The sequence below is a fragment of the Flagellimonas alginilytica genome (assembly GCF_042134605.1).
Classification (GTDB): domain Bacteria; phylum Bacteroidota; class Bacteroidia; order Flavobacteriales; family Flavobacteriaceae; genus Flagellimonas; species Flagellimonas alginolytica.
Genome location: NZ_CP169638.1, coordinates 3,139,048 through 3,160,507 on the forward strand (window position 1 = coordinate 3,139,048; position 21,460 = coordinate 3,160,507).

General features: G+C 41.4%; 18 protein-coding genes. 9 read left to right on the forward strand and 9 right to left on the reverse strand.

Annotated elements, in window-relative coordinates:
- Positions 1 to 89: 89 nt before the first annotated feature.
- Both ABTP35_RS14065 and ABTP35_RS14070 read right to left on the reverse strand, forming a co-directional pair.
- Positions 90 to 686 carry a Crp/Fnr family transcriptional regulator gene (locus ABTP35_RS14065; RefSeq protein WP_252079539.1) on the reverse strand — a complete coding sequence of 199 codons (597 nt, stop codon included), beginning with the start codon at positions 684 to 686 and terminating at the stop codon, positions 90 to 92.
- A gap of 161 nt (positions 687 to 847) precedes the next feature.
- Positions 848 to 1,729 (reverse strand): aminotransferase class IV, encoded by an 882-nt coding sequence (locus ABTP35_RS14070; RefSeq protein WP_293295498.1) that lies wholly within the window; start codon positions 1,727 to 1,729, stop codon positions 848 to 850.
- A 188-nt stretch (positions 1,730 to 1,917) separates the two neighbouring features.
- Here ABTP35_RS14070 and ABTP35_RS14075 point away from each other — a divergent pair, with 188 nt between their 5' ends.
- The 3 genes from ABTP35_RS14075 to ABTP35_RS14085 are packed head-to-tail and all read left to right on the forward strand — an operon-like array spanning position 1,918 to position 3,905.
- Positions 1,918 to 2,439, forward strand: coding sequence for a 5'(3')-deoxyribonucleotidase (locus ABTP35_RS14075; RefSeq protein ID WP_293295496.1), 522 nt, complete (start codon positions 1,918 to 1,920; stop codon positions 2,437 to 2,439).
- A gap of 48 nt (positions 2,440 to 2,487) precedes the next feature.
- Positions 2,488 to 3,174, forward strand: a complete 687-nt coding sequence (locus ABTP35_RS14080; RefSeq protein WP_293295494.1) for a dienelactone hydrolase family protein — start codon at positions 2,488 to 2,490, stop codon at positions 3,172 to 3,174.
- 5 nt (positions 3,175 to 3,179) lie between these two features.
- Complete coding sequence (locus ABTP35_RS14085) at positions 3,180 to 3,905, forward strand: M15 family metallopeptidase (protein WP_293295492.1); 726 nt, start codon at positions 3,180 to 3,182, stop codon at positions 3,903 to 3,905.
- Here ABTP35_RS14085 and ABTP35_RS14090 read toward each other — a convergent pair.
- The 3 genes from ABTP35_RS14090 to ABTP35_RS14100 form a co-directional block, all read right to left on the reverse strand.
- Positions 3,902 to 5,014, reverse strand: coding sequence for a class I SAM-dependent methyltransferase (locus ABTP35_RS14090; protein ID WP_313790249.1), 1,113 nt, complete (start codon positions 5,012 to 5,014; stop codon positions 3,902 to 3,904). The two genes, ABTP35_RS14085 and ABTP35_RS14090, sit on opposite strands and share 4 nt — an antisense overlap.
- A 73-nt stretch (positions 5,015 to 5,087) precedes the next feature.
- Entirely contained in the window at positions 5,088 to 6,188 is a 1,101-nt protein-coding gene (locus ABTP35_RS14095) for an AI-2E family transporter (protein ID WP_293295488.1), read from the reverse strand.
- 3 nt (positions 6,189 to 6,191) lie between these two features.
- The gene (locus ABTP35_RS14100) at positions 6,192 to 6,800 is read right to left on the reverse strand and encodes a DUF4159 domain-containing protein (protein WP_252079548.1); all 609 of its coding nucleotides are present in this window, start codon (positions 6,798 to 6,800) and stop codon (positions 6,192 to 6,194) included.
- A gap of 81 nt (positions 6,801 to 6,881) precedes the next feature.
- Between ABTP35_RS14100 and ABTP35_RS14105 the strand changes: the two genes are divergently transcribed.
- Positions 6,882 to 7,643, forward strand: coding sequence for a DUF1223 domain-containing protein (locus ABTP35_RS14105; protein WP_293295485.1), 762 nt, complete (start codon positions 6,882 to 6,884; stop codon positions 7,641 to 7,643).
- Here the strand turns inward: ABTP35_RS14105 and ABTP35_RS14110 are convergent.
- A complete protein-coding gene (locus ABTP35_RS14110) occupies positions 7,640 to 8,347 on the reverse strand; it encodes a 16S rRNA (uracil(1498)-N(3))-methyltransferase (protein WP_293295483.1) in 708 nt (235 codons plus the stop codon). The two genes, ABTP35_RS14105 and ABTP35_RS14110, sit on opposite strands and share 4 nt — an antisense overlap.
- Before the next feature lie 15 nt (positions 8,348 to 8,362).
- Positions 8,363 to 9,430, reverse strand: coding sequence for a tRNA (adenosine(37)-N6)-threonylcarbamoyltransferase complex transferase subunit TsaD (gene tsaD / locus ABTP35_RS14115; RefSeq protein ID WP_293295482.1), 1,068 nt, complete (start codon positions 9,428 to 9,430; stop codon positions 8,363 to 8,365).
- Between the two features lie 63 nt (positions 9,431 to 9,493).
- Between tsaD and ABTP35_RS14120 the strand changes: the two genes are divergently transcribed.
- The 4 genes from ABTP35_RS14120 to ABTP35_RS14135 all read left to right on the forward strand — a co-directional run bounded on the left by ABTP35_RS14120 (position 9,494) and on the right by ABTP35_RS14135 (position 16,996).
- Positions 9,494 to 13,915 (forward strand): translocation/assembly module TamB domain-containing protein, encoded by a 4,422-nt coding sequence (locus ABTP35_RS14120; RefSeq protein WP_293299195.1) that lies wholly within the window; start codon positions 9,494 to 9,496, stop codon positions 13,913 to 13,915.
- 144 nt (positions 13,916 to 14,059) lie between these two features.
- The gene (gene pfkA, locus ABTP35_RS14125; RefSeq protein ID WP_224837159.1) at positions 14,060 to 15,046 is read left to right on the forward strand and encodes a 6-phosphofructokinase; all 987 of its coding nucleotides are present in this window, start codon (positions 14,060 to 14,062) and stop codon (positions 15,044 to 15,046) included.
- Positions 15,047 to 15,069: 23 nt separating this feature from the next.
- Positions 15,070 to 16,071: a type I glyceraldehyde-3-phosphate dehydrogenase gene (gap, locus tag ABTP35_RS14130; RefSeq protein WP_252079552.1), complete on the forward strand. Its 1,002-nt coding sequence runs from the start codon at positions 15,070 to 15,072 to the stop codon at positions 16,069 to 16,071.
- A gap of 73 nt (positions 16,072 to 16,144) precedes the next feature.
- Entirely contained in the window at positions 16,145 to 16,996 is an 852-nt protein-coding gene (locus ABTP35_RS14135) for an N-acetylglucosamine kinase (RefSeq protein ID WP_224837161.1), read from the forward strand.
- Here the strand turns inward: ABTP35_RS14135 and ABTP35_RS14140 are convergent.
- Both ABTP35_RS14140 and ABTP35_RS14145 read right to left on the reverse strand, forming a co-directional pair.
- A complete protein-coding gene (locus tag ABTP35_RS14140) occupies positions 16,989 to 17,369 on the reverse strand; it encodes a RidA family protein (RefSeq protein ID WP_224837162.1) in 381 nt (126 codons plus the stop codon). The genes ABTP35_RS14135 and ABTP35_RS14140 overlap by 8 nt on opposite strands.
- A gap of 46 nt (positions 17,370 to 17,415) precedes the next feature.
- Complete coding sequence (locus ABTP35_RS14145) at positions 17,416 to 20,109, reverse strand: putative LPS assembly protein LptD (protein WP_375334264.1); 2,694 nt, start codon at positions 20,107 to 20,109, stop codon at positions 17,416 to 17,418.
- Positions 20,110 to 20,237: 128 nt separating this feature from the next.
- Between ABTP35_RS14145 and ABTP35_RS14150 the strand changes: the two genes are divergently transcribed.
- The gene (locus ABTP35_RS14150) at positions 20,238 to 21,440 is read left to right on the forward strand and encodes an N-acetylmuramoyl-L-alanine amidase (RefSeq protein WP_293295476.1); all 1,203 of its coding nucleotides are present in this window, start codon (positions 20,238 to 20,240) and stop codon (positions 21,438 to 21,440) included.
- The last annotated feature ends 20 nt before the right edge of the window (positions 21,441 to 21,460 follow it).

Genomic DNA, 21,460 nt, shown 5'->3' on the forward strand with positions numbered 1-21,460 from the left:
GAGCTTTGAGACAATTTTGATGGCAGAATGGTTCGCTAAATCCAAAAAATGTTCATTTAGAACTGTCGAATTGTAACATTCACTAAAAATCAGTTTCTTTCTTTCATAAGCCTGGATAAGGTTTCGGGTCGCATGGCCAAAAAAGAAGCCAAGTACTTTTTAGGAATTCTATCGATTATCTTAGGCTTGTAAACATCCATAAAAAAGTCCAGACGTTTACCTGCATTGGGAATCCTGGCCAAAAACACCCTTTGTTCCGCCATAATGTAATATTCTTCCATTAGTATTCGGTTGATTTCGAGCATCTCCGGAAAATTGTCGCAACAATATTTGTAATCTTCAAATGTTAAATAGTCGCAGTAGGTTTTTTCCAGGCTTTGTATGTTTTCCTGGCTAATTTCATTCCTAAAAAAACCTGTGATAGATGTAAATATTTCATTCTCAAGGTCCACCCACGTGGTGATGTCTGTCGAGTCTATTTCAAAGTAACCACGAACCATACCTTTTTTAATAAAGTAGAGGTTGTCGCAAATATCACCTGCTTTGCTAATTATTTCATTCTTGTCGAAAATGCACGTTTTAATATGGGTGAACAAAAAAGATTTTAATTCAGGACCTAAGGGGTAAATGGCATTGAGAAAAGGGATAATAAAATGCTTTTTCTCGATATTTTCGTTATGGAGCATTTATGCAGTTAAATGTTATTAAGATTTGTTGCTCTCAAATTTAATCTTTTGTAACCGAATTTTAATTTTCTTGCATATAAAGTAGTGGAAGTGCTCAAATTATACTTTAAAATGTACGTAAGGAAATAATTAAGATTAGTAGTTTTTGGGTTACAAGTCCCTTATAAATCCACCAGTGCCGTATCCCTGCTCCTTAGCTCGGAGAAAGCTCTTTGTAGGTTTCGGGTAACCTCGCCAACTTGATCGTTCCGATAAAAAACATGCCTTCCCAATTCTGCAATGGACGCTACTTGTGTGGTGGTGCCCGTAAAAAAGGCTTCGTCCATTTGTTCAATATCAGTTTCGGCTACAGCTTGTTCGATTACAGGAAGGTTTAAATCCCTACAAAGACCGATAACAATGCGTCTGGTAATGCCGTCCAATATATGTTCGTTGGCCGGATGCGTGATTACCTTGCCATCTTTCACAAAAAATATATTGCTGTGAGACCCCTCGGTGACCAAACCCTGTCTTACCAAGGTAGCTTCATTTGCATTGGCGCTCACGGCAGACTCATTGGTCATAATATTGCCCAACAGGGATGTGGATTTTATATCGCATCGATGCCATCTAAAATCCGCAGTTAGTATGGATTTCATGTGAGTGGGGTTGACCAACGGAAGCGAATAGGGCAGGGCATACATCATTACACTTGCGCTAACGCCTTTTGGGTACGAGTGTTTTCGGGGAGCAATTCCTCGCGTAACCTGTATGTAGATCAAGCACGCTTTATCCGTTAAACTCGAGGCCGATATTAGGTTGTCCAGTTCACTTTCAATCTCCTCTACGGCATAGTCGATGCCAATTTTATTAAGGTTGGACTGGAGTCTGTCAAAATGGGCTTTCTTGTAAAAAATACCATTTTCCAGCTGCATCATTACCTCATAAATACCATCTCCAAATAGAAAGCCACGATCGAACACGGATATTTTGGCATTCTCAGATGAAAAAATTTCACCATTTACGTATATTTTTTCTGGATAGTTTCCTTTGGGTAACATCATAGTTTTTAAATAGAATTTCTGTGAAATTGAGTACACCTTTACAAAATTAATTTATTCAAATGAGGCGAAAAATAACTTAGCTAGAATAAAAACACATTTGTGGTCCAATGCCCACCTCTTAACAAAACATTGATAAACTTGGTTTTTAAATATGAAGAGTATTACCGTACTTCACAAAAAATTATGGCATGACCATTTTTGTTGATATGGACGAGGTGATCGCAGATGCCTACCAAGCCCATATAGATATTTATAATAAAGAGTTCAATGCTCAATTAATGGCGGCAGACTGCCTCGGCAAAGAAGTTTGGCAATGTGTGCCCGAGGAGCATCAGCAAACAATAAAGAACCATACCTACAGGGATTGTTTTTTTAAGGATTTAAGTATTATCGCCGATAGCCAAGAGGTACTCAAAGCTTTGAGTGAAAAACACGATGTGTACATAGCATCCGCAGCTATGGAATTTCCGCAGTCCCTAAGGGAAAAATCGGATTGGTTGGATCAGCACTTCCCATTTATTTCATGGCAAAAACGAATTTTATGTGGAGATAAGCATGTGTTAAAAGGCGATGTGCTAATTGATGATCGGAGTAAAAATCTTGCACCCTTCTCCGGAAGGTCCATAATGTTTACTTCGCCCCACAATGTAAATGTGTCGAATTTTGAACGAGCCGATAGTTGGAAAGAAATCGCGGATAAACTTTTGTAACTTGTTTCAGAAATGTGTAAGTCCATTTTTAAATTTTCGGTATGTTCCATGTTACTGCTCTTAATGCAAGGGTGCGCAGCACAATCGCATTTAATTCAGGATGAACTGGACGCCGTTACTGTAGAAAACCTACAATACTATTTATACTACCCAGAGGACTATTTTGATTCCGATAAGGAGTTCCCTCTACTACTTTTTTTACATGGCGGAGGAGAATCGGGAAGGGATATAGGTGAGATCAAGAAAAACGGACCCCCAAAAATGTTGGCGGAGGGCAAGCAATTTCCATTTTTGGTCTTGGCCCCGCAAAACCCGCACATTAAAAAATGGTGGAATACCCAAGCCGTAGTCCAACTTATGGATTCTGTGGCAAGTAACAATAGAGTGGACAAAAAACGGATTTACCTAACCGGTCTGAGCCGTGGAGGAAGTGCAGCTTGGGAAATGGCCACACAATATCCGGAAAAGTTCGCGGCCATGGCGGTAGTTTGTGGCATGGCGCCCGTACCTTATGCACATTGGATAGATAGAGATTTGCCTATTTGGGTTTTCCATGGAGAGGAGGATAAGGTAATTGGGGTCGAGGAATCTGACAGGATGGTGGAAAAATTGAGAAGCATGGGGCAAGATATACGGTATACCCGTTACAAAGGAGTAGGACACAATGCATGGAGCAGGGCCTACACTACGGATTCTTTATACACTTGGTTCACCAAACAAAAACGGATAAATTGATATAAATGAAGTACTCCTGGATTTTTATGGGTGTTTTGATTCTTGGGGCCTGCAAGCAGCAACCCAATGTGCCCAAAAACGATTCAACCCGATCGGATGCAGAGATTGTAATGGATACAATTCCAAAAGACACCAATGTAGAGCAGAAAAAAACCACCTTAAAAACATTTGAAGGGATAGCGGATACCACCTTTGTACGACTTGCCGATTTTAGTGAGGATTTTGCATACGACATGCGCTATGCCACAGAGAACAATTTTTTAAAAGCAAAAGTGTACGATTGCCCTGAGTGCTATACCCGTGCAAAAACGGCAAAGGCTCTGATCAGAGCCAATAAGGATTTTATGGAGAAGGGGGTAAAGATCAAGTTTTTTGATTGTTATCGTCCCAATTCCGTGCAATTCAAAATGTGGGAGATTGTTCCCAACCCTCAATACGTTGCCAACCCCGATAAGGGATCTATCCATAACAAGGGAGGTGCCGTGGACATCACACTGGTGGACTTGGAGGGTAAGGAGCTAGATATGGGCACCGACTTTGATTACTTTGGAAAAAAGGCCTATCACGACAATATGGATTTGCCACAAGAAATTCTCGACAACCGTAAATTATTGAAAGAGACCATGGAGGCTCATGGGTTCTGGTCCATTAGGACAGAGTGGTGGCACTATAATCTATCGGCGGCATCTAACGATAAGGTGGCCAATTTTAAATGGGAATGCCCAGATTAGATTTTGGAACAGACCAGAACGATTAAATTTTCCTCCAGATCTTGGGTAAAGAAAAGGTAATGGTCACCACCCTCTTTAATTTTGTGTTTTTTACGGATTTCCGCTACCGAAATGGGGAAGTTTCGGATGGTAATATTGGCCTTTGAGAAGGAAAGCGTTTTCAATGTTTTTTTGGAATAGGGCAATACTTGTTGGATCTTAAACCGTCTGCCGGGAAATTCCACTAGGTTTTCCGAGCTGTATAAATGGGAGTTCACGTGCAGTTTATGTACACCATGCGCTTGGGCTACCGACCTAAACCCACCTGACTTTAAAATGGCTGCATTTGGTTCGTACAAATAGATGGATGGCAAGGCATAATTGCAACTGGTCAGTGGTTCCGATTCCAAAGAAAATGTAAACTCGTCTATTTTGTTGGGCTTTATATTCGCGGCAGTAATTTGAATAGGTCCCGAATATCCTTTTTCCAGAACAAATAATAATTCTTTGACATCGTTTTGCACGGCCACAACAAAGATATCCTTTACAAAACCCAAAGCTTGGACTCCCATTTTTATATCCAAAAGCGGAGAAGTCTTCAAAAGGATGTTCGACGTTTTTTTAAAAATCGAAGCTAGATGGCCCGGTACATTAGGTAGGCAATCCTCAAGTAAAAATACCTTTCCTTTTTTATCACTTCTTCGGGAAGGGTCAATATAGGCCCAATCAAAATTATGATCGGAACGCATTAAAAAATCGATCCCATCTTCGGGAATACAAGTAATATTTTTTTGTCCTAATATTTTAAAATTATGTGAAGCAATGGTGCTCAATCCCAAATTTATTTCACAATGAAGAACCTTAAGGACCTTTCGCGCAAAATAGTAACTGTCGACCCCCATACCTCCCGTGAGGTCGATCAAAGATTTTCCATGGACCAATTGCGACTTGTATTCTGCAGTAAGTTCCGAACTGGTCTGTTCAATATTAAGTTTGTTCGGGTAATAAATATTTGGTGCATTAAACCAAGTGGGCAGCTTTTCCCTACATTTCTTTTTGGCTTCGATCTGCTCAGCCAGTTCTTTTTGTCCAATACCTTCAAAAATAGGTTTTGATAGTAAAACTGACATGATGTCAGACAATAAATTTTTGTTTATAAAATCCTGTACACCAGTATTTAGTATTAATTTATTCAAAGTGATACTATAAATTTTTAGTCAACTTCTTCACTATGGAATACTCAGCTAAAAACTCCTTTAAAATCACCTTTATTGCGGTATACCCCGGTACGGCGATTACCATGCCGACCACACCAAATAGAAGACCGGCTATTATAATAATGAGGAAAATTTCCAGAGGGTGCGACTTTACGCTTGTGGAAAAAATAAAGGGCTGTGAAAAGAAATTGTCGATGAGCTGACCTATGGTCAATCCAAGTAAAACATAGAGTGCTTTTGGTAAAATAACGGTACTAAAATCGGCATCGATAAAACTGGTCATGGTAAGGGTGATCATAACAGCTCCCCCAATAATGGGCCCTATGTATGGTATAATGTTGAACAGCGAACACAAAAATGCTATTACAATGGCGTTTTCGACACCAACGATCAACAGCGCAATCGTGTAAATTACAAAGAGGATAAATAATTGTAAAAGTATTCCTGCGAAATATCTGGAAAGTAAATTGTTGATCTTGTCTATGGATTTTATCAAGTTACTTTCTTTGTTATCCGGAACAAAAGTCAATATTCCATTTTGCATCAATTTACTGTCCTTTAAAAAAAAGAACGAAATAAAGAGGACAGAAAACAAACCGATACTAAAATTGCTCAATAGATTTACAAAGGAGTTGAGAAAATTTGGGATAAAGCCGAGATCTAATTCTTTTAAAACATTTTCTTCGATATGGGATTCATCCAAAAGATTATTAAAACTCCCTGTGGAGGCACCAAAATAATCCAGCGTCTGCAGATAAAGTGTATTTAGGTTGCCTTTAAGCGCTTCAATGTCCAAAAGCGATAAGTTCTTGCTCTGTTCGGAAATCAGTGGTATAAAGAGTGCCAATATGCCCAAAAAAATAGAAATCATAAACACCATTGTCGCCACTACGGCCAAGGTGTTGGGAAACCTTAGTTTTCTCCTTAAAAACATAACAATGGGCCTTCCCAGTAAAGCCAACACCGCAGCCATGGCCAAATAGGCCAAAACGGATTGTATTTTAAAGAAAAACCAGCAAATAAGTGCAATTCCGACCAATATGGCTACGGCCCTGAGTATTCCGTTGGCAATTATCTTAGCATTCATGTGTTAACTTTTAAAAGCGTATTCAATTATGTTGGCGCCCATTTGGAGGGCCTTTATGCGAACTTCTTCCGGGTCGTTGTGCACGGAAGGGTCTTCCCAACCATCTCCAAGATCGCATTCAAAGGTGTATAACAGCACCAGTCGCCCCTCGTCAAAAATACCAAAGGCCTGGGGTCTTTTTCCATCGTGCTCATGTATTTTGGGCAATCCGTTGGGAAACTGGAACTTTTGTGAAAATATGGGATGATCCACGCCCAGCTCTTCCAAGGGCATATCGGGGAAGACTTTGGCCAATTCCCTTTTTAAATATGGTTCCATGCCGTAATTGTCATCGATATGTAAAAATCCACCGGATAAAAGATAAGTTCTTAGGTTTTCCGCCTCTTCATCCGAAAAGTAGACATTTCCGTGCCCGGTCATGTGCAGGAACGGAAACTTAAATAGTGAAATACTGCCGACCTCTACGGTTTCCGGTTCAGGTTTGATTGTGGTGCCTATATTGGTGTTGCAGAATTCTATCAGGTTGGGAACAGCGGTTGGGTTGGAATACCAATCACCACCACCACCGTATTTAAGAATGGCAATCTCCTGTGCGGATGCCATGGTAATCATAAAAAAAGTTAAAGTACATACTGATCTGGTAAGTTGCCCCATCTTAAAACGAATAACTATATAACCAAAAGTACAGCATTCATGATTAAAAAGGCCATAATTCTATCATTTACCTTTTTTGCCTTGTCTTTATATACACTTTATACGGCCAATAAAATTGCACCAGAAGTCGCTAAGAAAAATAATCCAGTTGTTCTGGAGCTTTTTACTTCTCAGGGCTGCTCCAGTTGCCCGCCTGCCGATGCACTATTGGATCAAGTAAAGAGTGATTACCCAGAAGAGGTGATCGCGTTGTCCTATCATGTGGATTATTGGAATTACATTGGCTGGGAAGATCCTTTTTCCGACCATGCTTTTACCGAAAAACAAAAAGCGTATGCCCATAAATTTGACCAACGCAACATCTACACCCCTCAAATGGTCGTAAACGGGAAGGAGCATTTTGTAGGCTCCAATAGATCGATACTCCAATCGAAGGTCACGGAGCATACTTTCGATAGTTCGGCGAAACTTGTGGAAATATGTGAAACAACATTGTCCGATGGTGTACTTTCGTTTACTTCCAACATTATAACGGCTCCGGACCAAAAATGGATGAGGGCCTTATTGGTAATTGACGAGAGGGAAACGATGGTGAACAGGGGAGAAAATAGAAATAAAAAGCTTAAGAACAGTAATATTGTTGTCGCGGAAAAAAGGGCGGACTTAAGGTTGCGTAAAAATGAAGTATCGCTGAAAGTTCCGGATCTGGTTCAACAAAACGATGGTTTGACCCTGGTCGTGATTGTGGAAAACCAAGATCGAGATATACTTTGGGCGGCCCAAAAAAGAATTGTACGTTAACTATTAATAATGGCCACGGTTGTGCATGCCACAATGGCGGCAGTTTCGGTCCTAAGTCGATTGGCTCCCAAAGAAATAGGGACATAGCCTTTTTCTCTGGCCAAGTCGATTTCCGATTTGGAAAAATCCCCTTCCGGCCCAATAAGTATGGTGGTGTCATTGTCCGCGATAATTTTTCGCTTCAATTCCATTTTTTCCTCATTTTGGCAATGGGCAATGAACCGGTATCCTAGAGCGGTATCGTTCTCTAAAAATTCTTTGCAGCTAATCGGGGGATTCAATTTGGGTAAAACGGTTTGTAGGGACTGTTTCATGGCCGATTGAAGTACTCGCTCCATCCGTTCCATTTTAACGGTCTTTCTTTCGGAATGTTCACAAATTATGGGTGTAATCTCATCCACGCCGATTTCTGTCGCTTTTTCCAAAAACCATTCGTAACGGTCGTTCATTTTTGTTGGAGCCACGACCATGTGTAATTTATAACGTTTGGGTATGGATTTTTTTTCTGAAATAATCCTTGCCTTGCATTTTTTTTGATCGGGCACCAATATCTCCGCTTCGAACAAATACCCTTTACCATTGGTAATATGTACAATGTCTCCTTCCGACTTTCGTAAAACCCGCACTATGTGCTTGCTCTCTTCCGGTGGAAAAATAAATTGTTTTGCACTGTTGTCCAACAAGGGGTTGTAAAAAAGTTGCATTTTGAGAGGTGTTAATTAACTACCGATGGCGTATCTGGCTTTGGCCGCAACACTTTGGTCCGTAAAATCACCTCGGTAAAATTTAAGGAGCCCCACGATTCCGATCATCGCCGCATTATCGGTACAGTATTCAAATTTAGGGATAAAGGTTTGCCAGCCCAAGTTTTCCTCGGCATCTTTAAGTCTTCCCCGAATTCCGGAATTGGCAGCAACGCCACCACCAATGGCTATTTGTTTTATTCCCGTCTGCTCTACGGCCATTTGTAATTTCTCCATTAATATTTCCAAGATGGTAAACTGTACCGAGGCACAAATATCGTTCATGTTCTGGGAAATAAAATCAGGATTTTTTTGGCTTTCTCGCTGTAAAAAGTAGAGAATACTGGTTTTTAACCCGCTAAAGCTAAAATTAAGCCCATCAACTTTTGGTTTTGGAAATGTGTATGCCTTTGGATTGCCTAGTTTGGCATATTTGTCGATAAGTGGCCCTCCGGGATAAGGTAGCCCCATCAATTTGGCACTTTTGTCAAAAGCTTCGCCGACCGCATCGTCCAAGGTCTCGCCCATAACTTCCATCTCAAAATAATCGGAAACCTTAACGATTTGTGTGTGCCCCCCGCTAATGGTCATTGCCAAAAAGGGGAAAGTGGGCGCGGTCTGACTTTCGTCCTCAATAAAATGGGCCAGAATATGAGCTTCCATATGGTTGACCTCGATCAAGGGAATATTGAGCCCCAAGGCCAACGACTTTGCAAAAGAAGTGCCCACGAGCAGGGAGCCCATGAGTCCTGGTCCTCTGGTAAAAGCTATGGCGGATAGCTGTTTTTTATCGATATTTGCCTTGGCCAAGGCTTGGTGTACCACGGGAACAATATTTTGTTGATGCGCCCTCGAAGCCAATTCGGGGACAACACCTCCATATTGCTTGTGGATTTCTTGGGTGGCTACCACATTGCTCAGTACTTTTGTATGGCAAAGTATGGCCGCTGAGGTATCGTCACAAGAGGATTCTATGGCAAGAATATATTTTTTAGAATTTTCCACAGGTTTTGGAACAAAAATTGGTTGACAAAGGTAAAACATAAAAGCCCTATCAAAAAACTTCGTAAAATACTGTTGCGTTTGCTTTTGGCCATCATCCTAATCATGGTATTGGGATCGCTGGTTCTTTCCTTGCCCGTTGTACAGACCAGATTGGGCAAGTACGCCATGGATTCGTTGAACGAGGAATTTGGCACCAACATTCGTATAGACCGCATTAGTATGTCGCTGTTCAATTTAAATGCAGGCATAAAGGGCATCTATGTAGAAGATTACCAACAGGACACACTTATCTACATCCATAAATTGTCCACTTCCATTTTAAATATGCGGAATATGGTCAACAATAAAATGGAGTTTGGAGATATAGAAGTGGACGGACTTACCTTTAATCTAAAGACTTATGAAGGGGAGACCGACACCAATTTGGACGTTTTTGTGGACAAGCTGGACGATGGCTCGCCAAGAGACCCGGGAACACCTCCATTTTTTCTGTCGTCGGATGGGATACAGATCAATAATGGCAAGTTTAGACTTGTTGATGAAAATCTAGAGTTGGAAGAGGTGTTGAATTTTTCGGAGATTGCTGTCATGGCCCGTGATTTTCAGATTTTGGGTCCAGATGTATCCTTAAAAATCGATAATCTCTCCACTTTGGCAAAACGGGGTATTCGACTTAAAAAACTGGCTGCCGAATTTACCTATACCAAACAACAAATGCGTTTTGACTCCTTGTTGATAGACACCGAGCAATCGGAACTGAAAGGGAATCTGGTCTTTAACTACGAAAGAGAACATTTGGCGAACTTTGTGGATTTAGTGAACATAGATGCGAGTTTCAAGGAATCCTCCGTAGCCCTTAACGAGATCAATGCTTTTTTTAATGAATTTGGAGCGGACAAGGTGGTCAACTTTACCGGAAATTTTAGTGGGGTCCTCAATCAATTACAGGTGGAAGACCTCTTTTTGTTTACGGATAATACTGGAATACGAGGAGATTTTAGGTTCGATAACATGTTTAGCGAACAAGCACCGTTTGTGTTAAAAGGGGAAATTGATAATCTAACATCAAGTTACTACCAGCTTAGGAGCATATTGCCAAACATTTTGGGTCAAAATATTCCCGAATCGGTTCAAAAGCTTGGGCAATTTACCGTTCGGGGCGATACCGAAATAACAGAAACCTCCATAGATGTAACGGCTAATTTGAATACCGCGGTAGGGAATTGCTACGTGGATCTTCAAATGACGAATGTACAGACCATTGAAGATGCTTCTTATATGGGTTTTATATCGTTGATAGATTTTAATCTCGGGGAGTTTATAGATAATCAAGATTTGGGCATGGCATCCATGGATATGAATGTCGAGGGGAAGGGATTCGTGGCAGAAAGTCTGAATACGGAAATATCCGGTGATGTTTACAAAATCGAGTTCAATGATTATGAATACAACAAGATAAAGGTAACCGGTATATTAAAAAATCAATTGTTCGATGGTGTCCTATTGTGCAACGACGATAACTTTAGGTTCGATTTTCAAGGCTTGGCCAATTTTGGCAGTCGACAGAACAAATTCAATTTTGTTGCAGCGGTCGATTATGCCGATCTCAAGGAATTAAATTTTATCAACGACAGTATCTCGATATTCAAAGGACATATAGATATGGACATCGAGGGCAACAATTTGGATGATATAGCCGGTCAACTGCGATTTTCCAATACAACATATCAAAATATAAACGACACATATTATTTTGAGGATTTTAACGTGGTTTCCTCCTTTGCCCAAGATACCATCCGCACCATCGAGATCAATTCGCCGGATATTATTACCGGGTACATGCGCGGTAGTTTTAAGGTAAACGAATTGGGTAAATTGGTGCAGAATTCCGTTGGTAGTATTTACACCAACTATCAACCTTACCAAATTTCAGAAGGTCAATATTTGGATTTTAACTTTAGGATATACAACAAGATCGTGGACGTTTTTGTCCCCGAAATGGCCTTTGGTTCCAATACCTTTATACGCGGGGCAATAGAGGCCGATAAAAGCGATTTTAAACTAACCTTTAAATCGCCGAGTATTGAGGCGTTCGGTAACAAGTTCGACAATATAGAGCTGCAAATCGATAATAAGAACCCACTCTTCAACACCTTCGTTTCCGTAGAGGATATGTCCACAGTGTACTACGACATCAAAGACTTTAGCCTTATCAACACTACACTAAAGGATACCCTGTTCTTTAGAACAGAGTTTAAAGGCGGAAGTGAGTACGATGATAGTTACAACCTAAATTTTTACCACACTTTTAACCAAAACAATAGATCTGTGATCGGCCTCAAGCGATCTGATGTTAGCTTTAAGGGCAATACCTGGGTGCTCAATAAAGAGGGAAATCGAAAAAACAAGGTGATATTCAATAGTGCACTGGATAGTATTCGTATTGAAGATGTGGTAATGGACAACAATAACAACGAGCAGATTCGATTGCGAGGCGAGTTTGCGGATTCCACATACAAAGATCTCGACCTTCAATTTAAGTTGGTCTCCTTGAACAAGATTACACCGTCCATTGATAGTCTAAAACTGGATGGTGAAGTAGATGGATTTCTCAATATCCTTCAAAAAGATGGGAAATATTTGCCGACATCCAGCCTCAACATCAAAGATTTTAGCGTGAATACCATGCGGATGGGTGATTTGGAAGTAGGCATCTACGGCAATAACGACCTTACCGAGTTCGGTGTAAGTACTTGGCTGAACGACGGTGGCAAAGAAAGGATGAGCATTAATGGAAAGGTAACCAATTATAACAACAAACAAGAATTGGACCTTGCGGCCAATTTTTCTGATTTCGCATTGGAACCCTTTGGTCCCTTGGGAGAAGATATAATTTCCAACATTAGGGGGAAAGTGAGCGGAAATGCAACGATCACGGGCAATGTAAACAACCCTTCTATAAATGGCGTTCTCAGTTTAAACGATGCGGGAATTGGAATCCCATACCTTAATGTGGATTACGATTTTGCGCCCTATTCCCAAGTACGTTTATTTGATCAAACCTTTTATTTTGAAAATGTAGAGCTGTCCGATGTGGAAGAAAAGACCACTGCGACTATGGATGGCACTATTAGTCACACAGGGTTTGATGATTGGTACCTTGGCCTCGACGTGGATACCCAAAACGATCGTTTTATGATCTTAAATACCGAGTATGATGAAGAGTCCCTGTATTATGGTACGGGCTTTATAAATGGTACAGGTAGTATTTATGGGCCAACGGACGCCCTTACCATTTCGGTGGATGCAATAACGGCTGCCGGTACCGCTTTAAAAATACCTTTGAGCGATGTAACGAGCGTCGGCGACTATTCCTTTATCAACTTTATAGAAAAAGGAACATCCAACTCTTTTGAAGAAGAACGGGTGCTGGAGGATTATCAAGGGTTGGAAATGGCGTTCGATCTTGCGGTCACTCCCGAGGCCGAAGTAGAAATCGTAGTGGACCAAAGTACGGGCAGTTCCTTAAAGGGAACAGGGGAAGGTATTTTGTTGATCGAGATCAATACCAACGGTAAATTTAACATGTACGGGGAGTTTGTGGCCGTAACTGGAGAATACAATTTTAAATACGGTGGCGTTATCGACAAAAAGTTCAAGGTTAGGCCCGGGGGCACCATTCTTTGGGAAAGAGACCCATTGGCGGCACAGTTGAACCTGGAAGCCGTTTATTCTCTAAATGCCAACCCGGCCCCTCTTTTGGACAACGCCGGGTACACGGGCAGAATACCCACAGAGGTTGTGGTGCGATTGGATGGAGAACTGGAGAGCCCCAATATTAATTTTGATATTGACTTCCCAGGGACCAATTCCGTGGTGCAATCCGAACTTGAGTATCGATTGCAGGATCCGACCATTAAAGAGCGTAACGCCTTTTTTCTGTTGGCGCAAGGAACATTTGTGAACCCTCAATCCGGCGGGATCAATCAACAAGCGGTTACCGGAAACCTGATTCAAACAGCTTCGGGACTGTTCAATCAAATTTTATCCGGCAATAACGACAAACTCAATTTTGGTCTATCCTATGAGCAAGGATATAACGATCCCAACGCCGATATATCCACCGAAGATCGTATCGGGGTTACCGTGACCACGCAGATTTCGGACCGAATATTGGTCAATGGAAGGGTAGGGGTGCCTGTCGGCGGAGTTTCCGAGACTGTAGTTGCGGGAGATGTTGAAGTCCAAATATTGTTGAACGATGAAGGGACCTTGAGCGCCAAAATATTCAATAGGGAAAACCAGATACAACAGTTTTTGGCAGAACGCCAAGGGTATACACAAGGTATTGGTCTGTCCTATCAGGTTGATTTTAATAGCTTTAGAGAACTGATGCGAAAAGTGTTCAACAAAAAAGAAAAAGAGGAAAATAAAAAGGAAACACCCTCTCAAAAACAACCCTCTCAGGTTATGGGTAAGGACAGCTTGATCCGCTTTTCACAAAAGCCTGCAAATCGCCCCTAATACCCCAAAAAGAATTTATATTTTTCAAAGTTTTTTGATTAATTTATTACGAAAACGTTTGAGAAATTTGTTTAAATCAAATATATTATCAAGACATTCAAAATTTGAATAAAGTTTCCTAGCTTTGATCTCTTAAAAATTTGAATGGCTTCAAAAATTAAAAAAATAGGAGTACTTACATCAGGTGGAGACTCTCCTGGAATGAATGCCGCGATTCGTTCCGTGGTCCGGACCTGTGCTTATCTAAAAATAGAATGTGTGGGTATCTACAGAGGATACCAGGGGATGATCGAGGGCGACTTTAAGACCTTCGATGCACGTAGTGTAAACAACATTATCAACAAAGGAGGAACAATACTAAAATCTGCCCGTTGCGAAGAGTTTAGGACCAAAGAGGGAAGAAAAAAAGCCCACGACCAATTGGTCAAGGAAGGCATAGATGCCTTTGTGGTCATTGGAGGTAATGGAAGCTTTACCGGCGCCCTTATGTTCAACGACGAATACGGGTTTCCCGTAATGGGAATTCCCGGGACCATAGACAACGATATTTTGGGGTCTTCCTATACGTTAGGTTTCGATACGGCCATAAATACCGTGGTCGATGCTATCGATAAAATTCGGGATACCGCAAGCTCGCACAACCGATTGTTCTTTGTGGAAGTAATGGGTAGGGATGTCGGTCATATTGCACTTAACGCGGGAGTAGGGGCAGGAGCCGAGGAAATTCTGATTCCCGAACAAAATTTAGGATTGGAGCGTTTATTGGAATCCTTAAAACGCAGCAAGGCCTCAGGTAAATCGTCCAGTATTGTAATTGTGGCAGAAGGCGATAAAACCGGTAAAAATGTATTCGAACTAAAAGAATACGTAGAGGAGCATTTGCCCATTTACGATGTTAGGGTGTCCGTTCTCGGACATATGCAACGAGGGGGCAACCCAACTTGTTTTGATCGTGTTCTGGCCAGTAGGATGGGAGTGAAAGCCGTTGAAAGCCTTTTGGAGGGCAAGTCCAATCAAATGGTAGGGATAAGGGATACCAAAATGGTGCTTACGCCCTTGGCGGAAGCCATTAAAGCACATACGGAGATCGACGAGGAACTCATAAGGGTTTCAGATATAATGACAACATAATTTTAATGACAAAAAAAGAAAATATGTCAAATTTGAAAATTGGAATCAACGGATTCGGTAGAATTGGAAGGTTGGTATTTAGAGCAACCGTAAAAAGAGGCGACGTAGATGTAGTTGCAATCAACGATTTGTTGGATGTTGAACACCTTGCGTATTTATTGAAGTATGATTCGGTACATGGTAATTTTGACGGTACCGTGGAAGTTAAGGACGGAAACTTGGTCGTAAACGGTAAAACCATCAGAATAACTGCCGAGCGTGACCCTAAAAACTTAAAATGGGATGCGGTAGGAGCTGAGATAGTTGCGGAGTGTACGGGAATCTTCACTACTTTGGACATGGCACAAAGCCACATCGACGGAGGGGCCAAAAAAGTGGTTATTTCCGCTCCATCCAAAGATGCACCGATGTTTGTAATGGGAGTTAACCATAAAGATGTTAAAGCAACCGATACAATTATTTCCAACGCATCTTGTACCACTAACTGTTTGGCACCAATTGCCAAGGTGTTGGACGATAACTTTGGTATTGACGAAGGATTGATGACCACTGTTCACGCTACCACGGCCACTCAATTAACTGTGGACGGTCCTTCCAAAAAGGATTACAGAGGGGGACGAAGTGCTTTATTGAACATTATTCCGGCATCAACAGGGGCTGCCAAAGCAGTGACCAAGGTAATCCCGGCATTGGAAGGGAAACTTACAGGTATGGCCTTTAGAGTGCCTACGGCAGATGTTTCCGTAGTGGATTTGACCGTTCGTTTGGAAAAGGAAACCTCTTACGAAGAAATTAAGAAAGCCATGAAAACTGCATCTGAAGGTGAATTGGCCGGAATTCTTGGTTATACCGAGGAATTGGTGGTATCTCAGGATTTCGTAGGGGATGTTAGGACCTCCATTTTTGATGCAGGCGCTGGAATCGAATTGAATTCCAAGTTCTTCAAAGTGGTTTCTTGGTACGATAACGAAACTGGATACTCCAATAAACTAGTTGATTTGGCATTGCACGCTGCAAGCCTATAATCTTTATCTAAAATAGTTCTTGTCCTGAAGAGGGATTTCCCCTCTTCAGGATTTTAATATAAAATATAGACGTATGGTTTTGATAGTGGATAGCGGAGCCACAAAATCGGATTGGATCGCTCTTGACGAAAGTGGTAAACAATTGTTTGTTACCCAAACTTTAGGTTTAAGCCCCGAGGTATTGACTAAAGAAGTGATCGAGGATCGATTGGCCAATAATTTTGAGCTTTCCAAAAACAGACAGGATGTACGTCAGTTGTACTTCTATGGTGCCGGATGCGGTACCGATAGAATGAAGAATTTTTTAAAGTCCATTTTCAAGGACTTCTTTCCCAATGCCAAAGCAGAGGTAAGGGAGGATACCTATGCCGCAATCTATTCCACGACCAAAATTGGAAGACAAGGTATTGTCTGTATTTTGGGCACAGGATCCAATTGCAGTTATTATGATGGCCATCAATTGATCCAAAAGGTAACTTCGTTGGGGTATATCTTAATGGATGATGGAAGTGGAAACTTTTTTGGAAGAAAACTGATAAGGGACTACTATTTTCATAAAATGCCACAGGATCTTGGGATGAAATTCGCCAAGGAATACGACTTGGATGCAGATGTTATTAAAGATCATCTGTACAAACAACCCAACCCTAACACCTATTTGGCCACATTTGCACGTTTTATTATAGAGAACAAAGAGCATCCTTATTGCAAGGGGGTCATAGAAAAGGGATTGCAACAGTTCGTTAACAATTATATAATGCAATACGAACTAGCCACCAAAGTTCCCGTAAGCTTTGTTGGCAGTATTGCCCATTTTTTAAGGGACGAACTAACGGCTTGCCTGGAGCGCAACGATTTAATTCTGGGTGTGATCCGAAGAAGACCCATTGAAGGTCTTGTAGAGTTCCATCGCGAAACTATCTGACCGCGATCATAGAAATTTCCACGTTTACGAACTTGGGAAGATTGGCTACCTCCACAGTTTCTCTTGCAGGAGCTGTATCTGCATTAAAATAAGTGCCGTAAACCTCGTTGATCTGTGCGAATTGGTTCATGTCCTTAATAAAAATCGAGGTCTTGATCACATGCTCAAAACTCATATCGGCCTCTTCCAGAATGGCTTTTAAATTCTCCATGGATTGTTTGGTCTCTTTTTGGATGTCACCCTCGACCAATTTTCCCGTGGAAGGATCAATAGGAATCTGCCCGGAAATATAAAGGGTATCCTTGATCAGTACAGCCTGATTGTATGGACCAATGGGTGCAGGTGCTTTTGGGGTATTAATTATTTTTTTCATTTAAAAGAAGGTTTTAGTTAGTGAAGATAAATAATATCAACATGATTTATCGTTGACTTCTGTTCTCCCATTTAATGTCGCTCAAAATAGAACTCTTTATACCAATAAAGAAATACCAGCGCTCATATCTACCAAATGGAGTCCAGTCAAAACTTAACCTAAAACTGCCAAGGTCGCGTTTAAAGGCAAAACGGGTATCGGTAAAACCTTTGTTCTTTAGATCGTATCCCGAGTTGAAGCCAACCTCCCATTTAGGTGTTAACTGAATGTTTCCGGAGAACATTAGCGAGTGGTTGGTGATTTCACTTTGCCTATTGGAGTTGTTATACGATGCAACATAGGTGAATCTGGCGTCCCAAGGGAGTTTATTGTTGTATATGGGCTGTTCTTCGTTTTCTTGTTTGTTACTATCTTGTGAACTCCCTCTATTGTCAAAACGCGAACCGGCATCTCCCCGGACATCGTCCATGGCAAATGGGTTGTCGCTAAAGCTGGATTGTTTGTCCCTGTCGCTTTTTTCTTTGGCTCCTCCTTTTTGGAACATTTCACTGTTCACGGAAAAGCTGGTATTCACTCGTGCCGACGTTAAACGGGCAAGCCCACCACCATTTTTTATATTTAAGGTGTTGATTCTTCGGCCGTTATTGTCTATGGCATACGGATCGAACGTAGCTGCAAAATTTATAGGTACATTTTTTATAATTTCGGTTGCACCGCTCATGCTGATCGGACTCAGTCTTAAAGAGTCCGCTTCCAGGTTGTAACTGGCCCCGAAGGTCAAGTTGCTCAATATTTTTACTTTGCGTGGTTCGGTAGCTGTGGAATCCTTGTCCCGCACCTTGGCCTCAAGTGAGTTTTGGAGTGAGAAGTTCAGAGAGCTTCCCTTGGTTAATGATGGTCTACCATAAATGCTCGTTTCAAAAGGGGTGTATTGAACCTCTTCACCATCACCATCTGTATAGGATTCATAAAACTGCTCAAAAGAGGGGGTATAACTATAACTTACCGAAGGTCGCATTACGTGGCGCAAGGCCTGTATTTTTTTGTCCTCACCAAAGTTCCATGTTCCATATACGGTGGTACCGATACTTGTTCCTAAACTGTATCGGTTAAAACGATCAAAGCCATTAATGGTATCGCTCACAACTTGTGCCGCCTCCGAATCATATTGCCTTCTAATGGTTTTAAAAGTCCAGATATCCTCGTAGTTTCCGCTTAAGCTCACACTTAAATATTTGGCTAATTTAAAATTGGTGGCAATGGGTATTCTGTGTCGGGCACCTATGCGAGCCTCATCGAACATACCGCTTTTAAAAAAGTTCTCCTCGTCCGTGGTTATGCTGTTCTGTGCATTGACATCGTACTGAAAATTGATGTTTTCAAAAATGCCCTTTTTGATTTCATCCCGTTTTACAAATGGATAAATACGTTCCATACTGGCCTGGAATGTTGGTAAGGACATATTGATTACCTGTGTTCGCGAGTTCTGGGTGTGGCTCACCGTTAAACTTGTATTCACCGATGGATATTCCGGAAAAGTTTTGGAGTAACTAATGGACGATGCAAAGGTGTTTGTCTGTGTATTGTTTCGGTTTACTTGGTTCAGCGAGTTGGTATAATACTGGCTCGACCCCAGGTTCACCGATGCGGAAAAACGAGAGTTGGGGCTGGCCTTGGTGTCCTGTGAATGGGAAATTCGAATATTGTAATTACTGGTTCTACTATAATCATCGAAGCCTTTTTGACTTGTGATCAAGTTTTCGTAGCTAATGTTTATGTTCCCTTTGAACTTATATCGTTTAGAGTAGATGGACTGTCCCTGTAGGCCATAGCTGCCGTTGGTGTAATAATCCCCGGTAATGCTCAAATCCACATAATCGCTAATAGGAAGGTAGTACCCACCGTTTTGGATAAAGTAACCTCTATTGGGGTCGTTACCAAAGGTAGGGAACAATATTCCCGCAACCCTCCCTGTGGTCAATGGAAAGTAAGCAAAGGGTAGGGCAATAGGGGTGGGCACATCTGCAATGTACATATTGCTGTAACCTGCGATAATTTTCTTTTTGGGTACAAATTTGGCTTTTCTTACCCGAATGTAATAGTCGGGATTCACTGTATCGCTAGAGGTGGTTAGCTTGCCTTCGCTCATAAAATAGACCGAATCGTTTTCCTTTTTGGTTTTTTGGGCGTACACCTTCATGGCATCGCTTCCCAATTGCCCCAATCCTGCCTGTTGTTCGGTTCGCGAATTCCAGATCAAAGCCTTTTGGGTGTCAAAATTAAATCGAATGGAATCTGGCCGAACTTCCTGATCACCTTGCTTAAAAAAAGGCAGTTGTGAATAATTGCCCAAGGAATCCTTCATTCTGCCCGCGTATACTTCATTTTTAACATAATCCATTACAATTACCCCAGCCTTCAATTCTGTGTCCTGATAGTAGATTTCAGCTTCGTCGTACAAATAGATCTTGTTGTCCTTTTGACTCAATTTAACATAGTCCTTTGCTTTGTACTGGATTTTATCCAACAACAATGGTTGTTTTTTTGGCACGGAATCTGTGCTTGTAGAATCCACCCGAGTAGAATCGTTTAGAATATTTGAAGGCAATAAAGGAGCGGAAATGCTATCCTTGGACACCTTTATGGGCAAAGGCTTAATAAGGTCTTCCTGAGCACTTAAGGTTGCTATGCCACAAAGAAGAACAAATAGGAAAAGTAAAAAATGTTTATTTGGTTGCAACGTGATAAATCCTATTTTTGTGCTAGTCGGCCCAGTTTAGGGGTCAAACTTACATATATTTTTTGTTCTACTAATTGGGGATTACAATATTTTTAACCATTATGGAACGCTTTAATTACTCAGTTCTTATGAATAACAGTCGGTTGACATTTTTATTTTTTCTCCTATTGGTCCTTCCATTGACCTCTTTTAACAAAAATGACACCGAGGTCGAAACCAAGGATAAATTCGTTGTGGTACTGGATGCCGGACATGGCGGCCATGATCCTGGTAACATAGGCAATGGTTATCTGGAAAAGAAAATAGCATTGGCCATAGTGCTCAAAATTGGCGAAGAGTTAAAAAAACATCCGGATATAAAAGTGGTGTACACCCGAGATGACGACACTTTTGTAGATTTGTTCGAAAGGGGCCAGATCGCCAACCAGGCCAATGCTGATCTTTTTGTATCCGTGCATTGTAATGCCCACAACTCGGATGCCTACGGAACGGAAACCTATGTGTTGGGACTACATGCCAACCGCCAGAACTTTGAAGTGGCCAAAAAGGAAAACTCGGTTATTTATTTGGAGGACGATTATGAGCAGCGATATGCCGAGTACGATATCAATTCTCCGGAGTCGGTGATCGGCCTTACCATAATGCAAGAAGAGTTTTTGGATCAAAGTATCCTTTTGGGAAAAAAGCTTCAGGATAATTTTACGGTAAAGCTTAAACGCAAGGACAGAAAAGTAAAACAGGCAGGTTTTATTGTCCTGCACCAAACTTTTATGCCAAGCGTGTTGATCGAAGCTGGTTTTTTGACCAATAAAAACGAGGGCAGCTATCTAAACTCGAAAAAAGGACAGAACGAAATGGGCAAGGCCATCGCGGAATCCATATTGGCCTATAAAAAGGATATGGGCTTCAATGCTGCACCGGTTACATCTACCCCAAAAATTGAGGATACAGAGGTGGCCGTAAACATACCGGAGGAGACTAAAAACGAAGAAGAAAAGCCAAAGGAGAGCCAAACAAGTACAACATCTGGTACAATACAAGAAACCAAGGACGACACTGAAAAGAGAGCGGTAACTTCCGGTGTGGAGTTCAAAGTTCAATTAATGGCCAGCGGAAAAACAATTCCATTGATCCCGGATAATTTTAATGGATTGAACAATCTATCCAAAGAACCGTACAAAAATATGTTCCGATATATGTTTGGAAGTGCCGATACTTTGGATGAAGCGAAGAAATTAAAACGGGAAGCGGATGCCAAGGGGTATACAACTTCATACATTGTGGCATATAAAAATGGGAGACGGGTCACTATAGCCGAAGCTTTAAAGTAGTTGAGCAACAAGGGATCAAG